The following is a 20,502-nucleotide window of genomic DNA, read 5'->3' as shown; positions in this document are numbered from 1 at the left end:
ACAGCGGTGGGCGTTACTGCGGCTCGGTCAGCGTGCCGCCGGCGGCCTTGCATTCGCTCGGCAGCTTCACGACCACACCCTGGCCCTTGCAGGTGTTGAGGCCTTTGCAATCGTTCTTGGCGGTGGCGCAGAGGCTGGTGCCCTTGCAGGTATTCACGCCGTAGCAGCGGGCAAGCTCTTCCTTGGGCGCGGCGCCCTTGTCGGTAGCGTGCGCCGCGGGGGCGGCGAACTGCGCGATGGCGATGGCGACGAGTGCGGCGGCGCCGGCGAAGGTCGAGCGGGACTTGATGGTGGCGGTGGTATGCATCGGGATCGGTTCCTTGGTTGGGAGGGGGGGTTACTTCGCGTCGCGAGCGGCTTCTTCGATCACCGCGGCGACCTTCTCCGGCTGCGAGATATAGGAGACGTGGCTGCCCTCGACTTCCGTCACATGGGCATGGGCGCGCTTGTACATCCAGCGCTGGAGATCGGGGCTGAGCGCGTGGTCCTGCGTGCTGACCACGGCCCACACGGGCTTGGTGTGCCATGCGGCGACCGGCAGCGTGGCGTTGAACGCGGCCTTGGCGGCCGGCACCTGGGAGACCGCCATGAAGTCCGTGCGGTTCTTCGTCAGGTCACCGGCGAAATCGGTACCGAACTTCGCTTCGTTGAAGAACAGGTGGTCGTCGCGGGTGGCTTCGATATCGTTGCTCGGTGCCGGCATCGAGCCGACCAGCTGCGAGACGCTCTCGCCAACCTCGGGCACGAGGGCCGAGACGTAGACCAGGGCCGCGACCTTGTCGCGGGCACCGGCCTGGGTGATGACGGCACCACCGTAGCTGTGGCCGACCAGCACCACCGGGCCATCCTGCTTGCGGATCTGCTCGCGGGTCTGGTCGACGTCGTCGGCCAGCGTCTCGATGCGCGGCTGCACCACGCTCACGTGGTAGCCCTTGTGGATCAGGATGTCGTGGACGACACGCCAGCCGGAACCATCGACGAAGGCGCCGGGGACGATCACGATGTTCTTCACGCCGCCAGGGGCGGGTGCATCGGCGGCGAACGAGGCGGTGCCGGTGCCGAGGGCGAGCGCGGTCAGCGCGAAAAGGAGGGTCTTACGCATGGCGATGGGCCTGTGGTGATGGGGGTTGGGAGTAGCGTTAGCGGCGCGTCGGGAACAGGTGCTGGTCGAGCGACCAGCCGCCACCGCCGCGGGCGATGAGAGGAAGCAGCAAGCCGGCCCAGGACAGGTGCGTGGGCCACGCATCCGGGTAGACGAAGACTTCAATGACCGTGGTCATCGTGAGCAGCGCGAAGGCGGAGAAGCGGGTGAACAGGCCGAGCAGCAGCAGGATCGGGAACAGGTGCTCGGCATACGTGGCCATGTGCGCGGCGAGGTTCGGGGAAACCAGCGGCAGGGCGTATTCCGAAGCGAACAGGTCGTAGGTGGAATCCTTGATGGTGAGGAGACCTTCGACCTTCGTCCGCCCGGACTGGAAGAACACCGCCGCGATACCGAGGCGTGCAACGAGCAGCTGCGCGTTCTCCGGGATCAACCGCGACAGCAGGTGTGCTGCCGCGGGCGCCTTGCGGGCCGCAGGCGCGAAGGCATTCACGCCTTCGCCTCGAGCGTGCCGTGGCCCTTCGGCGTCTTGATCGTCACGCAGGTGCCCTTGTCGACCAGCTTCCAGGCGTTGCCCTGGTAGTCCGTCTTCGAGGTGCCGGCGCAGGTGGTGCCGGCGCCGGCCGCGCAATCGTTCTGGCCGGCCTTCGCTACGCCAAAGCACTTTTCCATGGGCTTCTTCGCTTCATCAGCATGAGCGCTACCGGCGATGGCGGCCAGGCCGAGGGCGAGGGTGGCGGCGAGGGCGCTGTACTTACGGGTCATGTCGGGTGTCCTTGAAATGGGGAGTGGGTTCAGACGAGGTTGAGTTCGACGTCGATGTTTCCGCGGGTGGCCTTCGAGTAAGGGCAGTTGCGGTGGGCGAATTCGATGACCTGCTCCGCGACCTCGCGCTCCAGGCCCGGCAGGCTCACGTTGAGGCGGGCCTGGAGGAAGTAGCCGCCGGTACCCGTGCCCAGGTCGACTTCGGCGTTCACGGCGGTGTCCTGCGGCAGGCGGATCTTCAGCTCGGCGGCGGCAAGGCCCATGGCGCCGATGAAGCAGGCCGACCAGCCCGCGGCGAACAGCTGCTCCGGGTTGGTGCCACCACCGTGGCCACCGGGCGGGGTCAGCTTGATATCGAGGGCGCCGTCGGCGCTGGTGGCGCGGCCATCGCGGCCGCCGGTGGTGCGGGTCTTGCCGGTGTACAGGACATTCGTGATCTGGCTCATGGTCGTCTCCGTGTGCAGTGGGTGGCTGGTCTCAGCCGGTGATGCACATGAAAACGTCCGGGCGTATCCCGCTTGTGTCGCGATCCGGGCCAAAACGCATCGCAATGTGTCCTGCGACGGCCTGGATACGTTTCGATACAAAGCGGGCCGGTTTGTACATTGCGATACAAAACCCGGCTTCGGAGGACATCCCTGGGACAAACGGCACGCCCTTAATGCATGGCGTACCCACCCACCCGAGGTTTCCCATGAATGTCTTCTTCCGCGTCCTAACCGTGTTCGCGCTGGGCGTTGGCCTGGCCACTGCCTGGCCTGGCGTATCGTCTATCGCTCGCGCCGGTGATCAGGCACCTTCCGCGGCCGCCACCGCGCCGGAATTCACCGGCATCACTCACTGGTTCAATTCGCAGCCGCTACGCATGCAGGAACTGCGCGGCAAGGTCGTGCTGGTCGAGTTCTGGACGAACGAATGCATCAACTGCCTGCATGTGCTGCCGCATACGAAGGAGCTTTACGACAAGTATTCGAAGGACGGGCTTGTTGTCGTTGGCGTACACACACCTGAATACGATGAAGAACGTGACCCCGCGAGCGTCAAGGCAGCGATCAAGCGTTTCGGCATCGACTGGCCGGTAGCGGTCGATAACGAGAACGCTACCTGGAATGCCTGGAACAACCAGTTCTGGCCCGCGCTTTACCTCGTCGACCAGCAGGGCCACGTTGTCTACCAGCACTTCGGCGAGGGAAACTACGCCACGACGGAAGCGAAGGTGCGTCAGCTGCTTGGCAAGGGCTGATTTAGTACGAAACCACCAGCATTTGAATGAAAACGGCATGAGCATGGAACACATCGATCACATCCTCGTCGTTGACGACGACCACGGCATCCGCACGGGCGTCGTCGACTACCTCCGCAAGAACGGTTTGCGTGCCACGGCCGCCGCGGAGGGCCGTGAGATGTTCGCCCAGCTGGATGCCTCGGCGTTTGACCTGGTGGTGCTCGACATCATGATGCCGGGTGACGACGGGCTGGCCTTGTGCCGCACCTTGCGTGCGGGAAAACACAAGGCCATCCCCGTCCTGTTGCTGACAGCGCGCGATGATGAGACCGACCGCATCATCGGTCTGGAGATGGGCGCGGATGATTACCTCACCAAACCTTTTTCACCGCGTGAACTGTTGGCGCGGATCAAGGCCGTCATTCGCCGCACGCGCATGCTGCCGCCCAACCTGCGTATCACCGAAGCGACCGAGATGCTCGCATTCGGGAAGTGGCGGCTCGATACCACGGCGCGGCACCTGCTCGACGAGGAAGGCACCGTGATCTCGCTCAGCGGCGCTGAGTATCGATTGCTCCGCGTGTTCCTTGACCATCCACAGCGCGTGCTCACCCGCGACCAGCTGCTCAACCTTACCCAGGGCCGCGACGCCGAGCTGTTCGATCGCAGCATCGACCTGCAGGTGAGCCGGCTGCGGCAGCGCCTGCAGGATGATGCAAAGGAGCAGGCCTACATCAAGACCGTGCGTAGCGAAGGCTATGTGTTCAGCATGCCCGTGACGGTCGCCGAGGGCGGCGCATGACGCGCGGCCGCATCGCGTGGTTGCCGCGGAGCATGGCTTCGCGGTTGTCGCTCATTCTCTTCTCGGGCTTATTGCTGGCGCACGGGCTCTCGTTCGGCTTGCTGGCCTACGAGCGCTACGAGAGCGCGACGACGGTGATGCTCAACACGCTGGAGCATGAAGTCGGCACGTCGGTCGCCATCCTCGATCGCTTGCCTGCCGCCGAGCGCCCCCAGTGGCTGCCGTGGCTGGCGCGCGACAACTACCGTTTCATCCTGGGTCCCGGTTTGCCGGGCCAGCCGCTCATCACGGAACGCTCGCGCGATGTCACCCAGCGCATCACCCGTGAAGTGGGCCCGCGTTATGGCGTGCACGCCGAGACCGTCTCGACGAAGCCCGAGCGTTACCAGGTCCACCTCACCCTGGGCGATGGCTCGGCCCTGACCCTGGAAGTGACCCCGCATCCGCCGGCCATGGCCGACTGGCTGCCGTTTGTCTTTATCCTGCAGATGATCGTGCTGCTGGCATGCACGTGGCTTGCCGTGCGTCTCGCTACACGTCCGCTTGCGAAACTTGCTGGCGCGGCGGAATCGATGAAGCCCGCGGCCGATCCGCGGCACATCAGCGAAGAGGGGCCAACCGAGGTCGCGCAAGCCGCCGCCGCGTTCAACGCCATGCAGGATCGTATCGGCGTGTACCTGAAAGAGCGGCTGCACATCCTCGCTTCCATTTCGCACGACCTGCAGACGCCTATCACGCGCATGCGCCTGCGCGTGGAATCGCTGGACGAAAGTGCGGAGGCCGAGCGCCTGCTTGCCGACCTCGCCGAGATGGAACACCTGGTGCGCGAGGGCGTGGCCTATGCACGTAGCGCGCATGGCGGCGACGAAGCACCGGTGAAGATGGACCCTGCCGCCTTCATCGAGAGCCTGGTCTTTGATTACCAGGACATGGGCCGGCCTGTGAGCGCTGGCGAGATGGCCCACGGCGCGGCAATGGTCCGGCCGCGCGCGCTCCGTCGCGTCCTCACCAACCTGATCGATAACGCCATCAAGTATGGCGGTACCGCCGAGGTGGCGAGCTGCCGCTCAGCCGAAGGTGTCCTCTCGATCACCATTGCCGATCGCGGCCCGGGCATTCCCGATGACGAACTGGAGAACGTGTTACAGCCGTTCCACCGGCTGGAGGGTTCGCGTAGCCGCGACACCGGTGGCGCGGGTCTCGGGCTGGCCATTGCGGTGCAGTTGATGCGTTCGAGCGGGGGCGATCTGCGGCTCGCCAACCGCGAGGGCGGTGGGTTGGTCGCGCGGGTGACGTTGCCTTGAGGTGATCGCCCCCCTAAAACGGCGGCAAATCATCCGCCAGCTTTTCATGCTCTTTCAGCACCGGAAGCTGGCTCTTCGCCCAGTCACGGATCTCCGTGTCTTCGCCCTTCTCCGCTTCCAGCTGGTACAAGCCCGTCGCCAGCTTGTGATCCTTCACCATCGCATCGGAATACGCGCGGTCGAACTTCGCGCCATCGAGGTCCTTCAGGCGGTCGATCTCCTGCTGCTGTGCTGGCTCAGGTGCGACGGCGAGCTGCAGGCCCTTCCCACCGGCCAGCTTGCCCAGGGCCTCATTCGACTTCGAATGGTCCTCGACCATCCGTGCGGCGAACTTCTTCACCGAATCGCTCGAGGCCTGCTCGGCAGCGAGCTTGCCCAGCGCCACCTCGGTGAGTCCGGCGCTGCTCGCGCGGCGCACGAAGTCCGCATCGGCGGTGGTGGTCTTGGCAAACTCCGCTGCGTACGCCGAGGCGAATATCAGCGGGGCGAGCGCAACGAAGGCAAGGCGGCAGCGGTCGTACATGGTGGGTTCCTCGCAAAAGGAAACGCCCCGGCGTGGGCCGGGGCGTTGTCGGGGTGCTACGCGCTCAGGCCGTTACAACCTCGGTCCGCGGCGCAGCCCGCCAAACAGAAGCGACAGGATGAACAGGATCAGGAAGACGACGAAAAGGATCTTCGCGATGCTGGCGGCACCGGCGGCGATACCGCCGAAACCGAAGATCGCTGCCACGATCGCGACGATGAAAAAGACGACGGCCCAATAAAGCATGCGGGTTCTCCTAAGTGGTGATGGATCCCGCACGGCCCCGGCCGTGTCAGGTCGGATGCCATTCGAGCATCGTGATCCTCAAGGAGTCGTCTTCACGCGGTGAGGTGGTGGATCACCGGTTTTTGGCAAGTTCATCACGTAGCCTTGCCGGGGCTGAACCAAGCCGTAGGACTACTTAGATAACTTGCCCCGGGATTGCGTCGCCAGACTGAACGGGGGATCGTTTGCCTCTTTCGTCATTGGATGCATGCCGTGAGCGCTTCCCGTTTCCGCGACCTCCACCATACCGGCAGCCTGCTGGTCCTTCCCAATGCCTGGGATGCCGGCAGTGCCATCGCGATCCAGCATGCCGGGGCACCGGCCGTGGCGACGACGAGCGCCGGCGTCGCCTGGGCGTGCGGCTGGGCCGATGGCGACCAGCTTCCCGCGTCCGAACTGCTGACTTCGGTGAAGCGCATGACGGCGGTGCTCCGGGTGCCGCTCAGTGCGGATATCGAAGAAGGCTGCTCACACGATCCCGCCGAGGTGGGGCGCTTCGTCGAGTCGCTGGTCGATGCCGGTGTTGCCGGCATCAACATCGAGGATGCCGGGCGCGATCCGGCCGAGCTTGCAGCGAAGCTACGCGCGATCCGCGCTGCCTTGCAGGGCCGCGAGCTATACATCAATGCGCGCACGGACATTTACCTGCGCGGCATCGCCTCGGGCGATGAGGCGGTGGGGGAAGTCGTGCGTCGTGCTGCCCTGTTCCGCGAAGCCGGTGCCGATGGCCTCTTCGCGCCGGGTATCTCGAAGCTCGACGAGATCAGGCGCGTCGCGGGCTCCATCGGCGACATGCCGTTGAACGTGATGCTGGTGCCCGGGCTGCCTTCGCATGCCGAGATATACGACGCTGGCGCGCGTCGGCTAAGCGCGGGGATCGCCCTGGCGCTGGACGCCTATGCCGGTGCCGCGAAGGGCGCAGCGGCGTTCATGGGCAAGCCCGAGCCGGATGCGTTGAGCTATCCGCTGTTGAACACGTTGCTGCGCCGCTAATTCGTAGGAGCCCACCCTGTGGGCGACATCTTTCGCGGGTACACAGCAGGGCCCTGTTGCCTTCCCGCGAACGGCGTCGCGCACAGGGTGCGCTCCTACAGGGGGGCGGCCTTCGGGCAATAAAAAAGGGCGCGGCGAAGCCGCGCCCTTTTTTATTGCCCGAAGGCGGTGTCTTATTTCTTCTTGACGTCGAACGAGGTGTCGCCGGCCGGCTTGCCGTTCAGCGAGATCGCAACCTTGTACTTGCCTTCCGGCCACTCGTTCGGGTTCTGGATCTTGAACGTGGTGACGGCCGGGCCATCGGTGCTGATCGACTGGCTGAGGTCGCTCACGGTGGTGACCGTGTCGCCGTCCTGGAAGGTCCACTTCGCGTTCAGCGTGGCGCCGGCGCTGGTGCCTTCGGTGGCGACCGAAGCGTAGATGGTCTTTTCGTTCGGGGCGAAGGCGGTCTTGGCCTTGGCGACCTTCTTGTCGGCGCCGACGGCGCTGCCGAGGGTGACCGAACCGACGGTCAGCGACTCGGCGACGGCCGGGGCGGCAGCCGGGGCAGCCGGAGCGGCGACAGGCGCAGCGGCAGCAGCCGTGCTGGCAGCGGCCGGAGCGGCGGCGGGAGCGGTGCTGGCGGCTGCCGGTGCAGCGGCCGGAGCGGCAGCCGTCGAGGCGGCGGCCGGGGCGTTGGTCTGCTCTTCCTTCTTGCCGCAAGCGGTGAGGACCAGGAGGCCGGCGAGGGTGGCCGTGGCGAGGACAGGCGTGCGGAAGGAAAGCTTCATGTCTGGATTCCGGAAATAGAACGGGTCGAATGCTTGGTCGGGACGAGGAAAACCCCTCGGCCGCGGCAGGTTACAGGCTATACAACTAAAGGCAAGACCAATGAAGAGCGCATGAATGCGCGGTTCATTTACTGGCGGGCACCACGCGGGTTGCCGGGCTCGGCGGCCGGGTCGGTGCTGCGGAACGGGTTGATGTCCAGGCCGCCGCGGCGCGTATAGCGCGCATAGACGGCCAGCTCGCGCGGGGCGCAGCGTTCACGCAGGTCCATGAAGATCCGCTCGACGCACTGCTCGTGGAATTCCGTATGGCGGCGGAACGAGACCAGGTAGCGAAGCACGCCGGCGCGATCGATCGGGGCGCCGGTATAGCTGATCTGCACGCTGCCCCAGTCCGGCTGGCCCGTGACCGGGCAGTTGGAGCGCAGCAGATGCGAGACCAGCACTTCACGGGCCTCGCCTTCGTGCGTGCTGAGGAAGTCGGCGCGCGGCGGGCCATAGCTATCGAAATCCAGTTCCTGGTCGTCCAGCAGCACGCCCTCGGGCTCATGCAGCGGCACGCCGTTGAGTTCCTCCGGCGCGTGCAGCACCACGCCCACCGGGCCGCCCGAGGCGGCCGACAGGTCGCGCGCCAGGATCTCCGCCAGGGCCTCGCGGCCCGCGATGGTCTCCTGGGCGAAGCTGTTCAGGTAGAGCTTGAACGACTTGGATTCGACGATGTTGGGCGTGGTGGCCGGGAAGCGGAACTCCGCCACGGCCACCATGGGCTTGCCACGCGGGTCGAGCCAGCTCAGCTCGTAGCCGTTCCAGATATCGAGGCCATGGAACGGCAGGGCCGCCCCATCCACGCCGATCTCATCGCGCTTGGCCTGGCGGGGAATGGGGAACAGAAGGCTCGCGTCGTAGCGGTCCGCGTACGTGGTGGCCTTGCCGAGGGGGGAGTGATCAGGAGACGACATCCCCCCATTATACGGCCGCGGGTCAGGCGTTGATGGAGCCCATCATGTTGGCCTGGTAGCGCTCGCCCACCGCCGAATCGGCCGGGAACACGGCATCGATCTCGGCCAGTTCGCTTTCGCTGAGCTTCACATCCATGGCCGCGGCGTTTTCTTCGAGGTACTTCACCCGCTTGGTGCCGGGGATCGGCACGATATCCGGGCCGCGTGACAGCACCCAGGCCAAAGCCAGCTGGCCGGGCGTGCAGCCCTTGTCGGCCGCGAACTTCTTCACCTTCTCGACCAGGGCCAGGTTCTTCGCGAAGTTCTCACCGGTGAAGCGCGGGTTGAAGCGGCGGTAATCGTCCTCGGCGAAATCGTCCGGGCTGGTAATAGCACCCGTGAGAAAGCCGCGGCCCAGCGGGCTGTAGGCGACGAAGGCGATGCCGTGTTCACGGCAGGCCGCGAGCGTGCCCGTGGTTTCCGGGTCGCGCGTCCAGAGCGAATACTCGCTCTGCAGCGCGGTGATCGGATGCACCTTCGCCGCGCGGGCGATGCTGGCCGCCGATGCTTCGGAGAGCCCGAGGTGGCGCACCTTGCCTTCCTTCACCAGCTCGGCCATGGCCCCGACGGTCTCTTCGATCGGCACGTCGCGATCGACACGGTGCTGGTAGTAGAGATCGATGTAGTCGGTCTTCAGGCGGCGCAGGCTGCCTTCCACCGACTGGCGCACGTACTCCGGGCGGCCGCTGATGCCGCGCTTGGCCGGGTCGTTCGGGTCGCGGACGATACCGAACTTCGTGGCCAGGAAGACCTCGTCGCGGCGGCCCTGCAGGACGCGGCCGATCAGCTCTTCGTTGGTATGCGGGCCGTACGCGTCGGAGGTATCCCAGAAGGTGATGCCGAGTTCGAGGGCGCGTTCGAGCGTGGCGATGTTCTGCTTCTCATCGCCCGGGCCGTAGAACTCGCTCATGCCCATGCAGCCGAGGCCTTGCGCGGAGACGTCCGGGCCGTGTGCGCCGAGTTTGCGGGTGATCATGCTTGTTTCCTCCGGGGAGTGGGGGCGGTGTCATCAGTGCTCTCCACGGTGGCGGCGGTGACCGGCGCAGGGGCGCCGTCCGCACCGTAGATGGAACGGTAAAGAGCGATCTTTTCGTCGAGGCGGGCGATGGTCTCGGTGAGCGAGACCAGCTCGCCGCGCAGGTGGGCCGCATGGCGTTCGAGCAGGTCGCCGCGCGCCACGATGCTTTCCTGCGTTTCGCCCAGGCGGCGCAGGCGCACGTACTCCTGGATATCGCGCATGGGCATGCCCGTGCCGCGCAGGCGCAGCACGAACTGGATCAGGCGCATCTCGGGTTCACCGTAAATGCGCTGCCCGCCGCGGCGGGGCACCGGATCGATCAGGCCGATCTGCTCGTAATAACGCAGGGTGTAGGTGGTGAGGCCGGTGGCGAGAGCCGCCTCGGCAATAGTCAGGGATGTGGGCATAGGGAGAGCGTACGGCTTAGAGTGCGCTCTAAGTCAACACCCTGAAGGGTTACGAGGCGATGACGCGACCCTGCAACGCCGGAATCACCCGCGGTTGTAGGAGCCCGCTTGCTCGCTACCCGCCGCGAGGCGGCCGGTTCATACCGTGAGGCAAGTACATCGCGCGCAAGCGCGCTCCTTACAGGTGCTGCGCATACAGAAAGGGCCGGTGCAGTGATGCACCGGCCCTTCGAAAGCAGCTCTTGTTCGGGAAGGGTTTAGCCCTGCGCGGGCAGCGATTCCACGGCGGTCGGCTTGTGGTTCTCGTCGAGGGCGATCATGACGAAGGTGCCGCGCGTGCACAGCTCCCGCTCGCCGGTGATCAGGTCTTCGGTGTACATGGCGACGTCCACGTTCATGGAGGTGCGGCCGACGGAGACGACGATGGCGATCAGCTCGACCATCTGGCCCTTGCGGACCGGCACGTGGAAATCCACCTGCTCGGAGCGGGCCGTCACCACGATCTTGCGCGAATAGCGCGAGGCCGCCAGGAAGGCCGCCTTATCCATCCAGGCCAGCGCCTGGCCGCCGAACAGCGTGCCGAGGTGGTTGGTGTGGTCCGGAAAGACGATCTCGAGGACACGGGCCTCGGTCGGGCGGGCAATGGGGAGCATGGTGGTCGTGGACTTGGTCATGATGAAGCCCAGTATATTGCACTGCAGCAATTATTGCCGCGCTCATGCTGTAGGAGCCCACCCTGTGGGCGACATCTTTCGCGGAAAAGCCACAGGGCCTGCGGCGGTATGGCGAAAGATGTCGCCCACAGGGTGGGCTCCTACGGGGTCAGAACGACTCGTCGAACGAGACTTCGCCCTGCACGCCGACCTGGTAGGACGACACGCGGCGCTCGAAGAAGTTGGTGAGCTCCTGGACGTCCTGCAAGTCCATGAAGTCAAACGGGTTCTTGGCGCCGTACTTCTTCGGCATGTCGAGCTGGACCAGGCGCTGGTCGGCGCAGTATTCGAGGTACTGGCGCATGTCGTTCACCGACAGGCCGGCCACGCCACCCGACAGCACGTCGGCGGCGAACTGGGTCTCGCAGGTGATCGCGTCTTCCAGCATCTCTTCCACCTGCAGGCGCATCTCATCGTCGAAGAGATCCGGCTCTTCCTCGCGGACGGTGCGGACCACGTCGAAAGCGAACGCCATGTGGCCGGACTCGTCGCGGAACACCCAGTTGGTGCCCGAGGCCAGGCCGTGCAGCAGGCCGCGCGAACGCAGGTAGTACACGTAGGCGAATGCGGCGAAGAAGAACAGGCCTTCGATACACGCGGCGAAGCAGATCAGGTTCAGCAGGAACTGGCGGCGGTGTTCGCGCGTCTCCAGGCGGTGCAGGTTCTGGATGGAATCGATCCACTTGAAGCAGAACTCGCCCTTGTGGCGGATCGACGGAATGGTCTCGATCGCGGCGAAGGCCTTGTTGCGTTCCGTCGGGTCCGGGATGTAGGTGTCGAGCAGCGTCAGGTAGAACTGCACGTGCAGCGCTTCTTCGTACAGCTGGCGCGAGAGGAACATGCGCGCTTCGGGCGAATTCACGTGCTGGTACAGGTTGAGCACCAGGTTGTTCGACACGATGGTGTCGCCGGTGGCGAAGAACGCGACCAGGCGATGGATCAGGTGACGGTCGGCATCCGACATCTTCGACTTGAGGTCGGTCACGTCGAGCGAGAAGTCCACTTCCTCCACCGTCCACGTATTGCGGATGGCGGCGCGGTACATCTCGTAGAACTTCGGGTAGCGCATGGGGCGCAGCGTCAGCTCGAAGCCCGGGTCGAGCAGGTGCGAGTCACGGGTAATCGGGTGCGCGGACATAAGGTGCCTCTGGAATTCGTTGAAGACCCGTAGGAGCCCACCCTGTGGGCGACGCTGTTCGCGATAGAGCCACAGGGCCTGTAGCCGTGTCGCGAAAGATGTCGCCCACAGGGTGGGCTCCTACGAGTGCGGTGTTCGGTGGTGGAACATCGGGGGCGCGGCGCAATGCAGCCGCGCACCCGATCGGTGGTGCGTTACTGGCAGGCTTCGCAGTACTCGGGGTTCTCGAGCGAGCAGAACACCGCGGCTTCGGCCTGTTCCTGCGTGTTGGCCGGAGCCACCGGGGCGACCGGTGCGGCGGCCGCGGCGCTGACCGTGGTCTTGGCGATGCGGGTAGCCGGGCGCGAGCGCAGGTAGTAGGTGGTTTTGACGCCGGACTTCCATGCGTACATGTACATGGATGAGAGCTGGCCGATGTTCGGGTTTTCCATGAACAGGTTCAGCGACTGGCTCTGGTCGATGTACGCGCCGCGGGCGGCGGCGAGGTCGATCAGCGACTTCTGCGGCAGTTCCCACACCGTGCGGTAGATCGCGCGCAGTTCGGCCGGGATGGCGTTGATGCCCTGCACCGACCCTTCGGCGAGCTTGATCTGGTCGCGCACGTCGGCGGTCCACAGGCCGAGCGTCTTCAGCTCTTCCACGAGATGGCGGTTCACCACCAGGAAGTCACCGGAGAGCGTCTCGCGCTTGAACAGGTTCGACACCTGCGGCTCGATGCACTCGTAGCAACCGGCGATCGACGCAATGGTCGCGGTCGGCGCGATCGCGATGAGCAGCGAGTTGCGCAGGCCGTGGGTCTTGATCTTCTCGCGCAGTTCGGCCCAGCGGCCGTCCTTGCCGTGCGGGGCGGCAGCCGACCAGTAATCGAACTGAAGCTCGCCGTTGGCGGCGCGGCTCTCGTCGAAGCCCGGGTGGGCGCCATCGCGCTCGGCGATTTCGTTGGACTGCGACAGTGCGTGGAAGTAGATCTCTTCCGAGATGCGGGTCGACAGCTCGCGGGCTTCCTCCGAATCGAACTTCAGGCGCAGCTTGAAGAACACATCCTGCAGGCCCATCACGCCGAGGCCCACCGGGCGCCACTTCATGTTGGCCGTGCGCGCGGTGTCGATCGGGTAGAAGTTCAGGTCGATCACGCGGTTGAGCTGGCGAACCGCCGTGCGCACCGTGCTGGCGAGCTTCTCGAAATCGAACGCGCCATCGACGACGTGGCGTGCCAGGTTCACCGAACCCAGGTTGCACACGGCCGTCTCGCCATCGTTCGTCACCTCGAGGATCTCGGTGCAGAGGTTCGACAGGTGGATGACGTTTTCCGGACGCGCGGTCTGGTTGCTGGTGGCGTTGGAGCGATCCTTGAAGGTCATCCAGCCGTTACCGGTCTGGGCCAGCGAACGCAGCATGCGGGCGTAGAGCTCGCGCGCCTTCACCGACTTCACCGCCAGGCCATCGGCCTCGGCCTTGGCGTAAGCCGCGTCAAACGTCTCGCCCCAGGTGTCGACGAAGTGCGGCACGATCTTCGGATCGAACAGCGACCAGTCGCCGTCGGTCTCGACGCGGCGCATGAACAGGTCGGGCACCCAGTTCGCGAGGTTCAGGTTGTGCGTGCGGCGCGCGTCGTCGCCGGTGTTCTCACGCAGCTCCAGGAACTCTTCGATATCCGCGTGCCAGGTTTCCAGGTACACGCAGGCCGCGCCTTTGCGCTTGCCACCCTGGTTCACGGCGGCGACCGACGCGTCGAGCGTCTTCAGCCAGGGCACGAGACCGTTGGAGTGGCCGTTGGTGCCGCGGATGAGCGAACCGCGCGAACGGATGCGCGAGTAGGCCAGACCGATACCGCCAGCGAACTTCGACAGCTGGGCCACGTCGCCGTACTTGGCGTAAATCGCGGCCAGGTCATCCTTCGGCGAATCGAGCAGGAAGCACGACGAGAGCTGTTCGTGCGCCGTGCCGGCGTTGAACAGGGTCGGCGAGCTGGCCAGGTATTCCAGCGACGAAAGCATGCGGTACAGCTCGAGCGTCTCGGCGACGTCGTTACCACCGAGCGCGCAGGCAATGCGCATGAAGAAGTACTGCGGCGTCTCGATGACGTGGCGCTTGGTCGGGTGGCGCAGCAGGTAACGGTCGTACACCGTGCGCAGGCCGAAGTATTCGAAGCGACGCGAGGCGTTCAGGTCGATGGCGTCGTTGAGCTTGCGCGCATTGGCCTGCACGAACGAACGCAGGCGCTCGTTGAGGATGCCGAGCTCGGCGCCGATGTTGATCGACTGCGAGAACGACTGGATTTCCTGGCCGCTCACTTCCTTATCGACGAAGGCCGAGAGCAGGCGTGCTGCCAGCTGGCCGTATTCCGGCTCTTCCGCGGTGAGCGCGGCGGCGGTACGGATCGAGAGCTGGTCGAGTTCCTGGGTGGTGGCACCGTCGTACAGGCCGCCGATGGTCTTCAGCGCCACGCGCATCGGATCCACCGAGAACAGGCCATCGGCGCTGCGAGTCACCGCGCGCACGATCTTGTTCACGTCCACGGTTTCCTGGCCGCCGTTGCGCTTCTTGACGCGCATCTGGCCGGGGTTGTGCGGAGGGGTCAGGGCGAACGCCGGCGGGGCGTCCTGCTTGTAGCCCGCTGCGGGGGCCTTCTCATTATTGTTGGTGGGGGTCGCGGCCGCGTCGGCCGTCTCGGTGCGCTCGCGCGCTGCGGAATCCATCGTCGTCATTCTGTGCCCCAAGGCCTGGTCCAGACTCCCGTTCCCACGAAACGGGGCTCGCTATGGCTAGGCAAACGGGAAAAGGCCGGGGACGAAGCCGCGCAGGGGGGCTTCGGTCCACGACGCGCTTCCCCGCGGAAGCCGTCACCACTCACCGGGGCCTTCTGGGCCGCGGGCGCTGGCAGGTCTTCGGACTTCGTGGACGTGGGGGCTTTCGCACCCGGCCTACCCGCCGCTTCCCAGCTCCTCATCGAGCCAGTGCATTGAACGGGATCGTTTCCACTTACCGCTGCGGGGCAGTTCCGGATTCACACCGGATTCCCTATTAGTTCCGACGGGCAGTCGCGCCGCCTCGGACACCAGCGGGACACACGATATAGCTGGGGGGAGGGTAGGTCAACACAAGATATAGGGGAATTTTTCCAATGCGCTGTCGCTTCAATGAGTTGGCAGGAAACGTTCCAAAGTGGTCTGGCCAAGCCTTAACCAAACGCTTCTATACCAATGTGAAGATCGCGTACACATAAGGTATCCGCCCCCAACGCTAAGATTCGGGCCCGTTCCATAACAGCCCCGGTTAGATGCCATCGACGTTCGCGCTGCAGGATCACGCACTGCTCAACCAATCGCTTGACGCGGTGCCCTTCGGCCTCGTCGCGCTGACCGTTACCGGCGGCACGCTGCAGGCCAATGCCTGGGCTCGCGCCCGGTTGCAGGGCAGCGACTTCCTGGCGTTCTGGGATCCGGCGGGCCGGGCTGCCATCGAGGCACTGCTGCCCACGATCGGTGCCCGTGGTGTCCGCGACCTGGATGTCACCGGTGCCGATGGGCAGGCCTGGGGACTCTCGTTCGAAACCTGGCGTTCGGCCACTGCCGGGGACGGTGTGATTCTCGCGACCTTCCGCCTGGCCGGCAGCGACCAGGCCTGGCTTGGTTCCGACCGGTTCCTCGACATCACCCAGGAACAGCTGCGCCAGGCACAGAAGATGGATGCCATCGGCAAGCTCACCGGTGGCGTCGCACACGATTTCAACAACCTGCTTCAGGTCATCAGCGGCAACCTCCAGCTCCTGGTCGCCGACGTGGCCGGCAACCCTCGGGCGGAGCGCCGCGTGGCCAATGCCATGGCCGGTGTCACGCGTGGTTCCCGCCTGGCTGCCCAGTTGCTCGCCTTCGGCCGCCGCCAGCCGCTGGCGCCGAAGGTGGTCAACATTGGCCGCTTCGTCCGCGACATGGATGACCTGCTGCGCCGCGCGCTGGGCGAAGCCGTCGATGTCGAAACCGTGATCGCGGGTGGACTGTGGAACACGCTGGTCGATGTTGGCAACGTCGAAAACGCGCTGCTCAACCTCGCGATCAACGCGCGCGACGCGATGGCCGGGCAGGGCAAGCTCACCATCGAAGCGGGCAATGCGCTGCTCGATGAGGCGTACGCCAAGTCCCACGGTGACCTGAAGGCCGGCCAGTACGTGATGCTGGCCGTGACCGACACGGGCTCGGGCATCACGCCGGAAGTGCTGGCACAGGTGTTCGAGCCGTTCTTCACCACCAAGCCGGAGGGCCAGGGCACGGGCCTCGGCCTGTCCATGGTGTACGGTTTCGTGAAGCAGTCCGGCGGCCACGTGAAGATCTACAGCGAGCCTGGCCACGGCACCACGGTGAAGATCTACCTGCCGCGTTCGACGCAGAGCGAAGACCGGCTGGTCGCGCTGGAAGAAGGCGCCATGCGTGGCGGCGACGAGACCGTGCTGGTGGCTGAGGATGACGACGAGGTCCGCGAGACCGTCGTGACCATGCTGGCCGACCTGGGCTACCGCGTGCTGAAGGCGCGCGATGCGGAAAGCGCCTTGTCCATCATCGATAGCGGCATCGCCATCGACCTGCTGTTTACCGACGTGGTGATGCCGGGCCCCCTGCGCAGTACCGACCTGGCGCGCAAGGCCACGGAACGCCAGCCCGGCATGGCTGTGTTGTTCACCTCGGGCTATACCGAAAACGCCATCGTGCATGGCGGGCGCCTGGATGAAGGCGTGGAGTTGCTCAGTAAGCCTTACACCCGCGAGGCGCTCGCCCGCCGCGTACGCCACGTGCTGGCGCAACGTGCACCGGTGGCGCCACGCATACCGGCGAACTCGCCCGCGCCTTCGGTACCTGCGCCACAGCCGCCGCAATCGCTGCGTGTGCTCGTGGTGGAAGATGATGCGCTGATCCGCATGAGCATCGCCGAGATGCTCGAGAGCCGGGGGCATACGGTGTTCGAAGCCGGCGATGGCAACGAAGCGATCCGCGTGCACACCAGCGAAACCATCGACGTGTTGTTGGCCGACGTGGGCCTGCCGGGCATGAGCGGCGTGGAAGTGGCCGAGCGCATGCGCGAAGGACGCCCGGAGCTACCCGTGCTGTTCGCCACCGGCGACCAGACGGCCAACGGCGTGGTCCGCGACGCGCGCACGGCGGTGATCGTGAAGCCGTACGGTGTAGCGGACCTGACCGAAGCGATCGGGCGGATTACGCGGGGTTGAGGGGCCGGGGAGCGCGCTTGCGCGCGATCCCCGTTTACCTCAGAGACCAGCCATCTTCTTACCCTGCTTCAGAACGGCATCGCAGGCCTTGTGCACCAGCTTGCCCTTCATGTCGGACGGATCGCTGCTGTTTCCTCCAGTGAGGCTCATCTGCTTGCCGTCCCCCGTCGTCAGCAATCCCTTGGCCCCATCCAGGTAACCTTTGTCCTTGGTCGGGTCTGCGCTCGTGGAACTGTTCTTCTTCGACTTGCCGCCCAGCGACCCGAGCAGGTTGCTGCCCGACGAGCCGCCGGCATCGGTATTCGAAGCGTTCTGGTCACCCGACAGGCTACCGAGTAGCTTGTCCTTCACACCCGACGCGCCCGAATCACCGCCGAGGTAGTTGTTGTTCACGCAGTACTGGATGATGCCTGCGGCATTGCTGGCGCTGCCGGAGGTAAGGCCGCCCCCCGATCCGCCCATCAGGCCGCCGAGCTTATCCAACTGTCCGGCATAGGCAGCGGTACTGGCGATGGCGAGGCCCAGGGTGAGGCCGGCGATACGGGTCTTCATGACGATGGCTCCGGATGGCTTGGGTGCGTACTGTGTAGCCCCGCACGCGTTAGACGGATGTATGCGGGTATGCTCGAGGCTTCATGCCTTGCCCCCGGGATGCCACGCCTTGCCACCACGTGCCCTGTTCTGCGCACTGCTGATCGTGCCCTCGCTCGCCCCTGCCGCTACGCTCGAGCGCCTCCGCGTCGAACGCGTGGACGCACCGCTCTATGTGGATGTGGCGAAACCCCGGTTCGGCTGGGTGATCCATGCCGAAAAGAACGGGACAGCCCAGCAGGGTTACCGGATCCGGGTCAGCCGCGATGGCAAACCCGTGTGGGATAGCGGCGACGTCAGCAGTGCGCAGTCGTTCGATGTGCCTTACGGTGGCCCGGCGCTGACGCCCGGCGAACGCTATGCGTGGCACGTCTCGGTGCGCACCACCGAAGGTGCCGCTAGCGGCGATGGCGCGTTTGGCACCGCGCTTGATGACGCGGGTTGGGGTGGTGCGCAGTGGATAGGCAAGGCCGATGCGGCGAGCCTGCCCGCGCCTGTGTTGCGCCGCCCGTTCCATGTGGATAACGGCGTGCAGCGCGCGACGCTCTACGTGGCGGGCGGTGGCTACGCGGCCATGCAGGTGGACGGCCACCCCACCAGCAATGCGGTGCTGTCGCCGGGCTTCACCGACTACGCGAAACGCGTGGAGGTCACCGCCACCGACATCGACCTGGCACCCGGCGATCACACGCTCGGTGCCGAACTTGGGCGTGGCTTCTACGGCATGACCAATCCCAACGTGTGGCATTGGGAGCGTGCGCCATGGCATGGCCAGCCGCGCATGCGTGCCGTCCTGGTCATCCGCTACGCTGATGGCCGGACCGAACGCATCCCGACGGATACGCGTTGGTCGCTTGCCGATGGCCCGACGCGGCTGGATGACCTGTACGGTGGCGAAGACTACGACGCTCGCGCCGCCGCGCCATCGCAGTGGGCGCCAGCGGCCGTTCTGCCGGCCCCGTCCGGGCGCCTCGTGGCGCAGATCGAGCCACCGATTCGCGTCACCCAGGTGCTCAACGCCACCGCCGTCACCGAACCGAAGCCAGGCACGTTCGTCTTCGCCTTTCCGCGCGTCATCGCAGGCTGGGCCGATTTCGATGTCGAAGGCCCTGCCGGCACCGTGATCACCGCGCGCTATGGCGAAAAGCTGCTGCCCGATGGCACGGTCGATGCGCGCGACGAACACCACTACTTCAAGCACGGCTTCCAGACCGACCACCTGACCCTCGGCAAAGGGCGTACGCAGTGGCATAGCCGTTTCTCGTACAAGGGCTTCCGCTATGTGCAGGTGGACGGTTGGCCGGGCAAGCCGTCGCTGGCGGCGCTGAAGGCTGCCGTCGTGCATAACGATGTGGCCGTGACGGGCCGGTTCGACAGCGCGAACGACCTGCTCAACTGGATTCACCGTGCCACGGTGGACACCATGCTCAACAATCTCTACAGCATCCCCACCGACACGCCGATGTACGAGAAGAACGGCTGGACCGGTGATGGCATGCTTGGCGTCGACATGTTCCTGCGTAACTTCGACGCCGCGGCCATGTTCACCAAGTGGGAACGCGATATCGCCGACACCCGCGGCGCCGATGGCGCGCCGCTGGTCACCGCGCCCAACGCGGGTTGGGCTCTCGATGTACATGCGCCCACCTGGCACTCGGCGTATGTCTTCGTACCGTGGGCGCTCTATCAGCAGACGGGCGATCGCGCGCCGATCGACGAACACCTTGAAGGCATGGCTCGCTACGTCGCCATGGAACACGCGCGTTCCCCCGGTGGCATCGCTAATACCGAACTAGGCGACTGGGTGAGCCCGGAAACGGATCCGTCCGGCGAGAATGCGCCCGAAGACAAGCGCATCGCCGCCACGGCTTACCTTTACCGGATGGAGCGCGTGGTCGCCGACATGCAGCGGCTCGCGGGCAAGCCGGCAGAGGCCGCACGCTTCGACGCGATGGCCGATGCCGTCCGCGACGCGTTCAACGCACGCTTCCTTGATCGCGACAAGGCGATCTACCAGGGAGAGGGCGACCAGGGTTACCGCCAGGCGCACAACCTGCTGGCGCTCGGCTTCGGCCTCGTGCCTGCCGAGCTCCGCGAACGCGTGGCGGCCAGTGTCGCCGCGGATGCGAAGGCGCGCGGCGATCACCTGGATACCGGCGCCCTCGCGACCAAATTGATCCTGCCCGTGCTCACCGCGACCGGCCATGCCGACGAGGCCTGGGCGATCGCCAACCAGGTGAGCTTCCCGAGCTGGGGCTTCTGGCGGGCCAACGGCGCGACCAGCCTTTGGGAGCACTGGAAGCTCGCCTCGCGCTCGCGGGGGCACTATTTCCTCGGCACCGTGGACGACTGGCTGTTCGAGGACGTGGCGGGCCTGCGGCCGCTGGCGCCGGGCTGGCGGCGGATCGGCGTGCACCCCGCATTTACGGACTTCCTCGACCACGCGTCCGCAGCGGTGATGACCCCCTACGGTGAGGCGTCCGTGGCTTGGCGCAAGGCCGGTGCTCAGGTGGAGGTGGATGTGCAGGTGCCCGTGGGTACCGAAGCGGAGGTGGGCCTGCCCGGCAAGGCGGCCACGACGGTGGGTCCCGGGAGCCACCGTCTCACGCTCGACTGAGCCTGAAATATCGTTCGCAAGTTGTCACGCAAA

General features: G+C 65.6%; 21 protein-coding genes and 1 riboswitch. Of the genes, 6 read left to right on the top strand and 15 right to left on the bottom strand.

What is annotated here, in order from left to right; all coding sequences use genetic code 11:
• Positions 1 to 13: 13 nt before the first annotated feature.
• Genes bufA2 through L2Y96_RS21080 form a run of 5 tightly spaced genes read right to left on the bottom strand, consistent with a single transcriptional unit; the run spans position 14 to position 2,313 of the window.
• A complete protein-coding gene (gene bufA2, locus L2Y96_RS21100) occupies positions 14 to 307 on the bottom strand; it encodes a BufA2 family periplasmic bufferin-type metallophore (RefSeq protein ID WP_247330200.1) in 294 nt (97 codons plus the stop codon).
• Positions 308 to 337: 30 nt separating this feature from the next.
• Positions 338 to 1,102, bottom strand: coding sequence for an alpha/beta fold hydrolase (locus tag L2Y96_RS21095; protein ID WP_247330198.1), 765 nt, complete (start codon positions 1,100 to 1,102; stop codon positions 338 to 340).
• A gap of 37 nt (positions 1,103 to 1,139) precedes the next feature.
• The gene (locus L2Y96_RS21090) at positions 1,140 to 1,595 is read right to left on the bottom strand and encodes a DoxX family protein (protein WP_247330196.1); all 456 of its coding nucleotides are present in this window, start codon (positions 1,593 to 1,595) and stop codon (positions 1,140 to 1,142) included.
• The gene (locus L2Y96_RS21085) at positions 1,592 to 1,867 is read right to left on the bottom strand and encodes a BufA1 family periplasmic bufferin-type metallophore (RefSeq protein WP_247330194.1); all 276 of its coding nucleotides are present in this window, start codon (positions 1,865 to 1,867) and stop codon (positions 1,592 to 1,594) included. The genes L2Y96_RS21090 and L2Y96_RS21085 overlap by 4 nt, the downstream gene beginning before the upstream one ends.
• 29 nt (positions 1,868 to 1,896) lie before the next feature.
• Positions 1,897 to 2,313 (bottom strand): organic hydroperoxide resistance protein, encoded by a 417-nt coding sequence (locus tag L2Y96_RS21080; RefSeq protein WP_247330192.1) that lies wholly within the window; start codon positions 2,311 to 2,313, stop codon positions 1,897 to 1,899.
• 248 nt (positions 2,314 to 2,561) lie between these two features.
• Between L2Y96_RS21080 and L2Y96_RS21075 the strand changes: the two genes are divergently transcribed.
• The 3 genes from L2Y96_RS21075 to L2Y96_RS21065 are packed head-to-tail and all read left to right on the top strand — an operon-like array spanning position 2,562 to position 5,198.
• A complete protein-coding gene (locus tag L2Y96_RS21075) occupies positions 2,562 to 3,110 on the top strand; it encodes a thioredoxin family protein (RefSeq protein ID WP_247330190.1) in 549 nt (182 codons plus the stop codon).
• A 43-nt stretch (positions 3,111 to 3,153) separates the two neighbouring features.
• Positions 3,154 to 3,894, top strand: a complete 741-nt coding sequence (locus L2Y96_RS21070; protein ID WP_247337172.1) for a response regulator — start codon at positions 3,154 to 3,156, stop codon at positions 3,892 to 3,894.
• A gap of 32 nt (positions 3,895 to 3,926) precedes the next feature.
• Positions 3,927 to 5,198, top strand: a complete 1,272-nt coding sequence (locus L2Y96_RS21065; RefSeq protein WP_247330188.1) for a sensor histidine kinase — start codon at positions 3,927 to 3,929, stop codon at positions 5,196 to 5,198.
• 13 nt (positions 5,199 to 5,211) lie between these two features.
• On the opposite strand, the gene L2Y96_RS21060 is transcribed toward L2Y96_RS21065, so the two are convergent.
• Both L2Y96_RS21060 and L2Y96_RS21055 read right to left on the bottom strand, forming a co-directional pair.
• Positions 5,212 to 5,721, bottom strand: a complete 510-nt coding sequence (locus L2Y96_RS21060; protein ID WP_247330187.1) for a DUF4142 domain-containing protein — start codon at positions 5,719 to 5,721, stop codon at positions 5,212 to 5,214.
• Between the two features lie 72 nt (positions 5,722 to 5,793).
• On the bottom strand, positions 5,794 to 5,967 hold the full coding sequence (locus tag L2Y96_RS21055) for a DUF1328 family protein (RefSeq protein WP_045831119.1): 174 nt from the start codon (positions 5,965 to 5,967) through the stop codon (positions 5,794 to 5,796).
• A gap of 252 nt (positions 5,968 to 6,219) precedes the next feature.
• Here L2Y96_RS21055 and L2Y96_RS21050 point away from each other — a divergent pair, with 252 nt between their 5' ends.
• Positions 6,220 to 6,999 carry an isocitrate lyase/PEP mutase family protein gene (locus L2Y96_RS21050; RefSeq protein ID WP_247330185.1) on the top strand — a complete coding sequence of 260 codons (780 nt, stop codon included), beginning with the start codon at positions 6,220 to 6,222 and terminating at the stop codon, positions 6,997 to 6,999.
• A 173-nt stretch (positions 7,000 to 7,172) separates the two neighbouring features.
• Here L2Y96_RS21050 and L2Y96_RS21045 read toward each other — a convergent pair whose 3' ends face one another.
• The 7 genes from L2Y96_RS21045 to L2Y96_RS21015 form a co-directional block, all read right to left on the bottom strand.
• Positions 7,173 to 7,769 (bottom strand): hypothetical protein, encoded by a 597-nt coding sequence (locus tag L2Y96_RS21045; protein ID WP_247330183.1) that lies wholly within the window; start codon positions 7,767 to 7,769, stop codon positions 7,173 to 7,175.
• 128 nt (positions 7,770 to 7,897) lie between these two features.
• Positions 7,898 to 8,725, bottom strand: coding sequence for an NADPH-dependent 7-cyano-7-deazaguanine reductase QueF (gene queF / locus L2Y96_RS21040; RefSeq protein ID WP_247330179.1), 828 nt, complete (start codon positions 8,723 to 8,725; stop codon positions 7,898 to 7,900).
• 22 nt (positions 8,726 to 8,747) lie between these two features.
• On the bottom strand, positions 8,748 to 9,740 hold the full coding sequence (locus L2Y96_RS21035; protein WP_247330177.1) for an aldo/keto reductase: 993 nt from the start codon (positions 9,738 to 9,740) through the stop codon (positions 8,748 to 8,750).
• A complete protein-coding gene (locus tag L2Y96_RS21030; RefSeq protein WP_247330175.1) occupies positions 9,737 to 10,189 on the bottom strand; it encodes a MerR family transcriptional regulator in 453 nt (150 codons plus the stop codon). The genes L2Y96_RS21035 and L2Y96_RS21030 overlap by 4 nt, the downstream gene beginning before the upstream one ends.
• 257 nt (positions 10,190 to 10,446) lie before the next feature.
• Complete coding sequence (locus tag L2Y96_RS21025; RefSeq protein WP_247330173.1) at positions 10,447 to 10,863, bottom strand: acyl-CoA thioesterase; 417 nt, start codon at positions 10,861 to 10,863, stop codon at positions 10,447 to 10,449.
• A 148-nt stretch (positions 10,864 to 11,011) separates the two neighbouring features.
• Positions 11,012 to 12,040 (bottom strand): ribonucleotide-diphosphate reductase subunit beta, encoded by a 1,029-nt coding sequence (locus tag L2Y96_RS21020; protein ID WP_247330171.1) that lies wholly within the window; start codon positions 12,038 to 12,040, stop codon positions 11,012 to 11,014.
• Between the two features lie 194 nt (positions 12,041 to 12,234).
• Positions 12,235 to 14,739 (bottom strand): ribonucleoside-diphosphate reductase subunit alpha, encoded by a 2,505-nt coding sequence (locus L2Y96_RS21015; RefSeq protein WP_425492467.1) that lies wholly within the window; start codon positions 14,737 to 14,739, stop codon positions 12,235 to 12,237.
• 163 nt (positions 14,740 to 14,902) lie between these two features.
• Positions 14,903 to 15,117, bottom strand: a riboswitch (cobalamin riboswitch).
• A 203-nt stretch (positions 15,118 to 15,320) separates the two neighbouring features.
• On the opposite strand from L2Y96_RS21015, the gene L2Y96_RS21010 reads away from it, so the two are divergent.
• Positions 15,321 to 17,261 carry a response regulator gene (locus tag L2Y96_RS21010; RefSeq protein ID WP_247330167.1) on the top strand — a complete coding sequence of 647 codons (1,941 nt, stop codon included), beginning with the start codon at positions 15,321 to 15,323 and terminating at the stop codon, positions 17,259 to 17,261.
• Positions 17,262 to 17,300: 39 nt separating this feature from the next.
• Here L2Y96_RS21010 and L2Y96_RS21005 read toward each other — a convergent pair whose 3' ends face one another.
• Positions 17,301 to 17,813, bottom strand: coding sequence for a DUF2501 domain-containing protein (locus tag L2Y96_RS21005; protein ID WP_247330165.1), 513 nt, complete (start codon positions 17,811 to 17,813; stop codon positions 17,301 to 17,303).
• Between the two features lie 109 nt (positions 17,814 to 17,922).
• Here L2Y96_RS21005 and L2Y96_RS21000 point away from each other — a divergent pair, with 109 nt between their 5' ends.
• Complete coding sequence (locus tag L2Y96_RS21000) at positions 17,923 to 20,469, top strand: alpha-L-rhamnosidase (protein ID WP_247330163.1); 2,547 nt, start codon at positions 17,923 to 17,925, stop codon at positions 20,467 to 20,469.
• Positions 20,470 to 20,502 lie beyond the last annotated feature (33 nt).

It is taken from the genome of Luteibacter aegosomaticola (genome assembly GCF_023078475.1).
Classification (GTDB): domain Bacteria; phylum Pseudomonadota; class Gammaproteobacteria; order Xanthomonadales; family Rhodanobacteraceae; genus Luteibacter; species Luteibacter aegosomaticola.
This window is presented reverse-complemented; position numbering and strand designations above follow the sequence as displayed.

Coding starts and splice junctions, on each gene's coding strand:
- bufA2 (WP_247330200.1), bottom strand. CDS start 307: ATGCATACCACCGCCACCATCAAGTCCCGCTCGACCTTCGCCGGCGCC.
- L2Y96_RS21095 (WP_247330198.1), bottom strand. CDS start 1,102: ATGCGTAAGACCCTCCTTTTCGCGCTGACCGCGCTCGCCCTCGGCACC.
- L2Y96_RS21085 (WP_247330194.1), bottom strand. CDS start 1,867: ATGACCCGTAAGTACAGCGCCCTCGCCGCCACCCTCGCCCTCGGCCTG.
- L2Y96_RS21080 (WP_247330192.1), bottom strand. CDS start 2,313: ATGAGCCAGATCACGAATGTCCTGTACACCGGCAAGACCCGCACCACC.
- L2Y96_RS21075 (WP_247330190.1), top strand. CDS start 2,562: ATGAATGTCTTCTTCCGCGTCCTAACCGTGTTCGCGCTGGGCGTTGGC.
- L2Y96_RS21070 (WP_247337172.1), top strand. CDS start 3,154: ATGGAACACATCGATCACATCCTCGTCGTTGACGACGACCACGGCATC.
- L2Y96_RS21065 (WP_247330188.1), top strand. CDS start 3,927: ATGGCTTCGCGGTTGTCGCTCATTCTCTTCTCGGGCTTATTGCTGGCG.
- L2Y96_RS21060 (WP_247330187.1), bottom strand. CDS start 5,721: ATGTACGACCGCTGCCGCCTTGCCTTCGTTGCGCTCGCCCCGCTGATA.
- L2Y96_RS21055 (WP_045831119.1), bottom strand. CDS start 5,967: ATGCTTTATTGGGCCGTCGTCTTTTTCATCGTCGCGATCGTGGCAGCG.
- L2Y96_RS21045 (WP_247330183.1), bottom strand. CDS start 7,769: ATGAAGCTTTCCTTCCGCACGCCTGTCCTCGCCACGGCCACCCTCGCC.
- queF (WP_247330179.1), bottom strand. CDS start 8,725: ATGTCGTCTCCTGATCACTCCCCCCTCGGCAAGGCCACCACGTACGCG.
- L2Y96_RS21035 (WP_247330177.1), bottom strand. CDS start 9,740: ATGATCACCCGCAAACTCGGCGCACACGGCCCGGACGTCTCCGCGCAA.
- L2Y96_RS21030 (WP_247330175.1), bottom strand. CDS start 10,189: ATGCCCACATCCCTGACTATTGCCGAGGCGGCTCTCGCCACCGGCCTC.
- L2Y96_RS21025 (WP_247330173.1), bottom strand. CDS start 10,863: ATGACCAAGTCCACGACCACCATGCTCCCCATTGCCCGCCCGACCGAG.
- L2Y96_RS21020 (WP_247330171.1), bottom strand. CDS start 12,040: ATGTCCGCGCACCCGATTACCCGTGACTCGCACCTGCTCGACCCGGGC.
- L2Y96_RS21015 (WP_425492467.1), bottom strand. CDS start 14,739: ATGGATTCCGCAGCGCGCGAGCGCACCGAGACGGCCGACGCGGCCGCG.
- L2Y96_RS21010 (WP_247330167.1), top strand. CDS start 15,321: ATGCCATCGACGTTCGCGCTGCAGGATCACGCACTGCTCAACCAATCG.
- L2Y96_RS21005 (WP_247330165.1), bottom strand. CDS start 17,813: ATGAAGACCCGTATCGCCGGCCTCACCCTGGGCCTCGCCATCGCCAGT.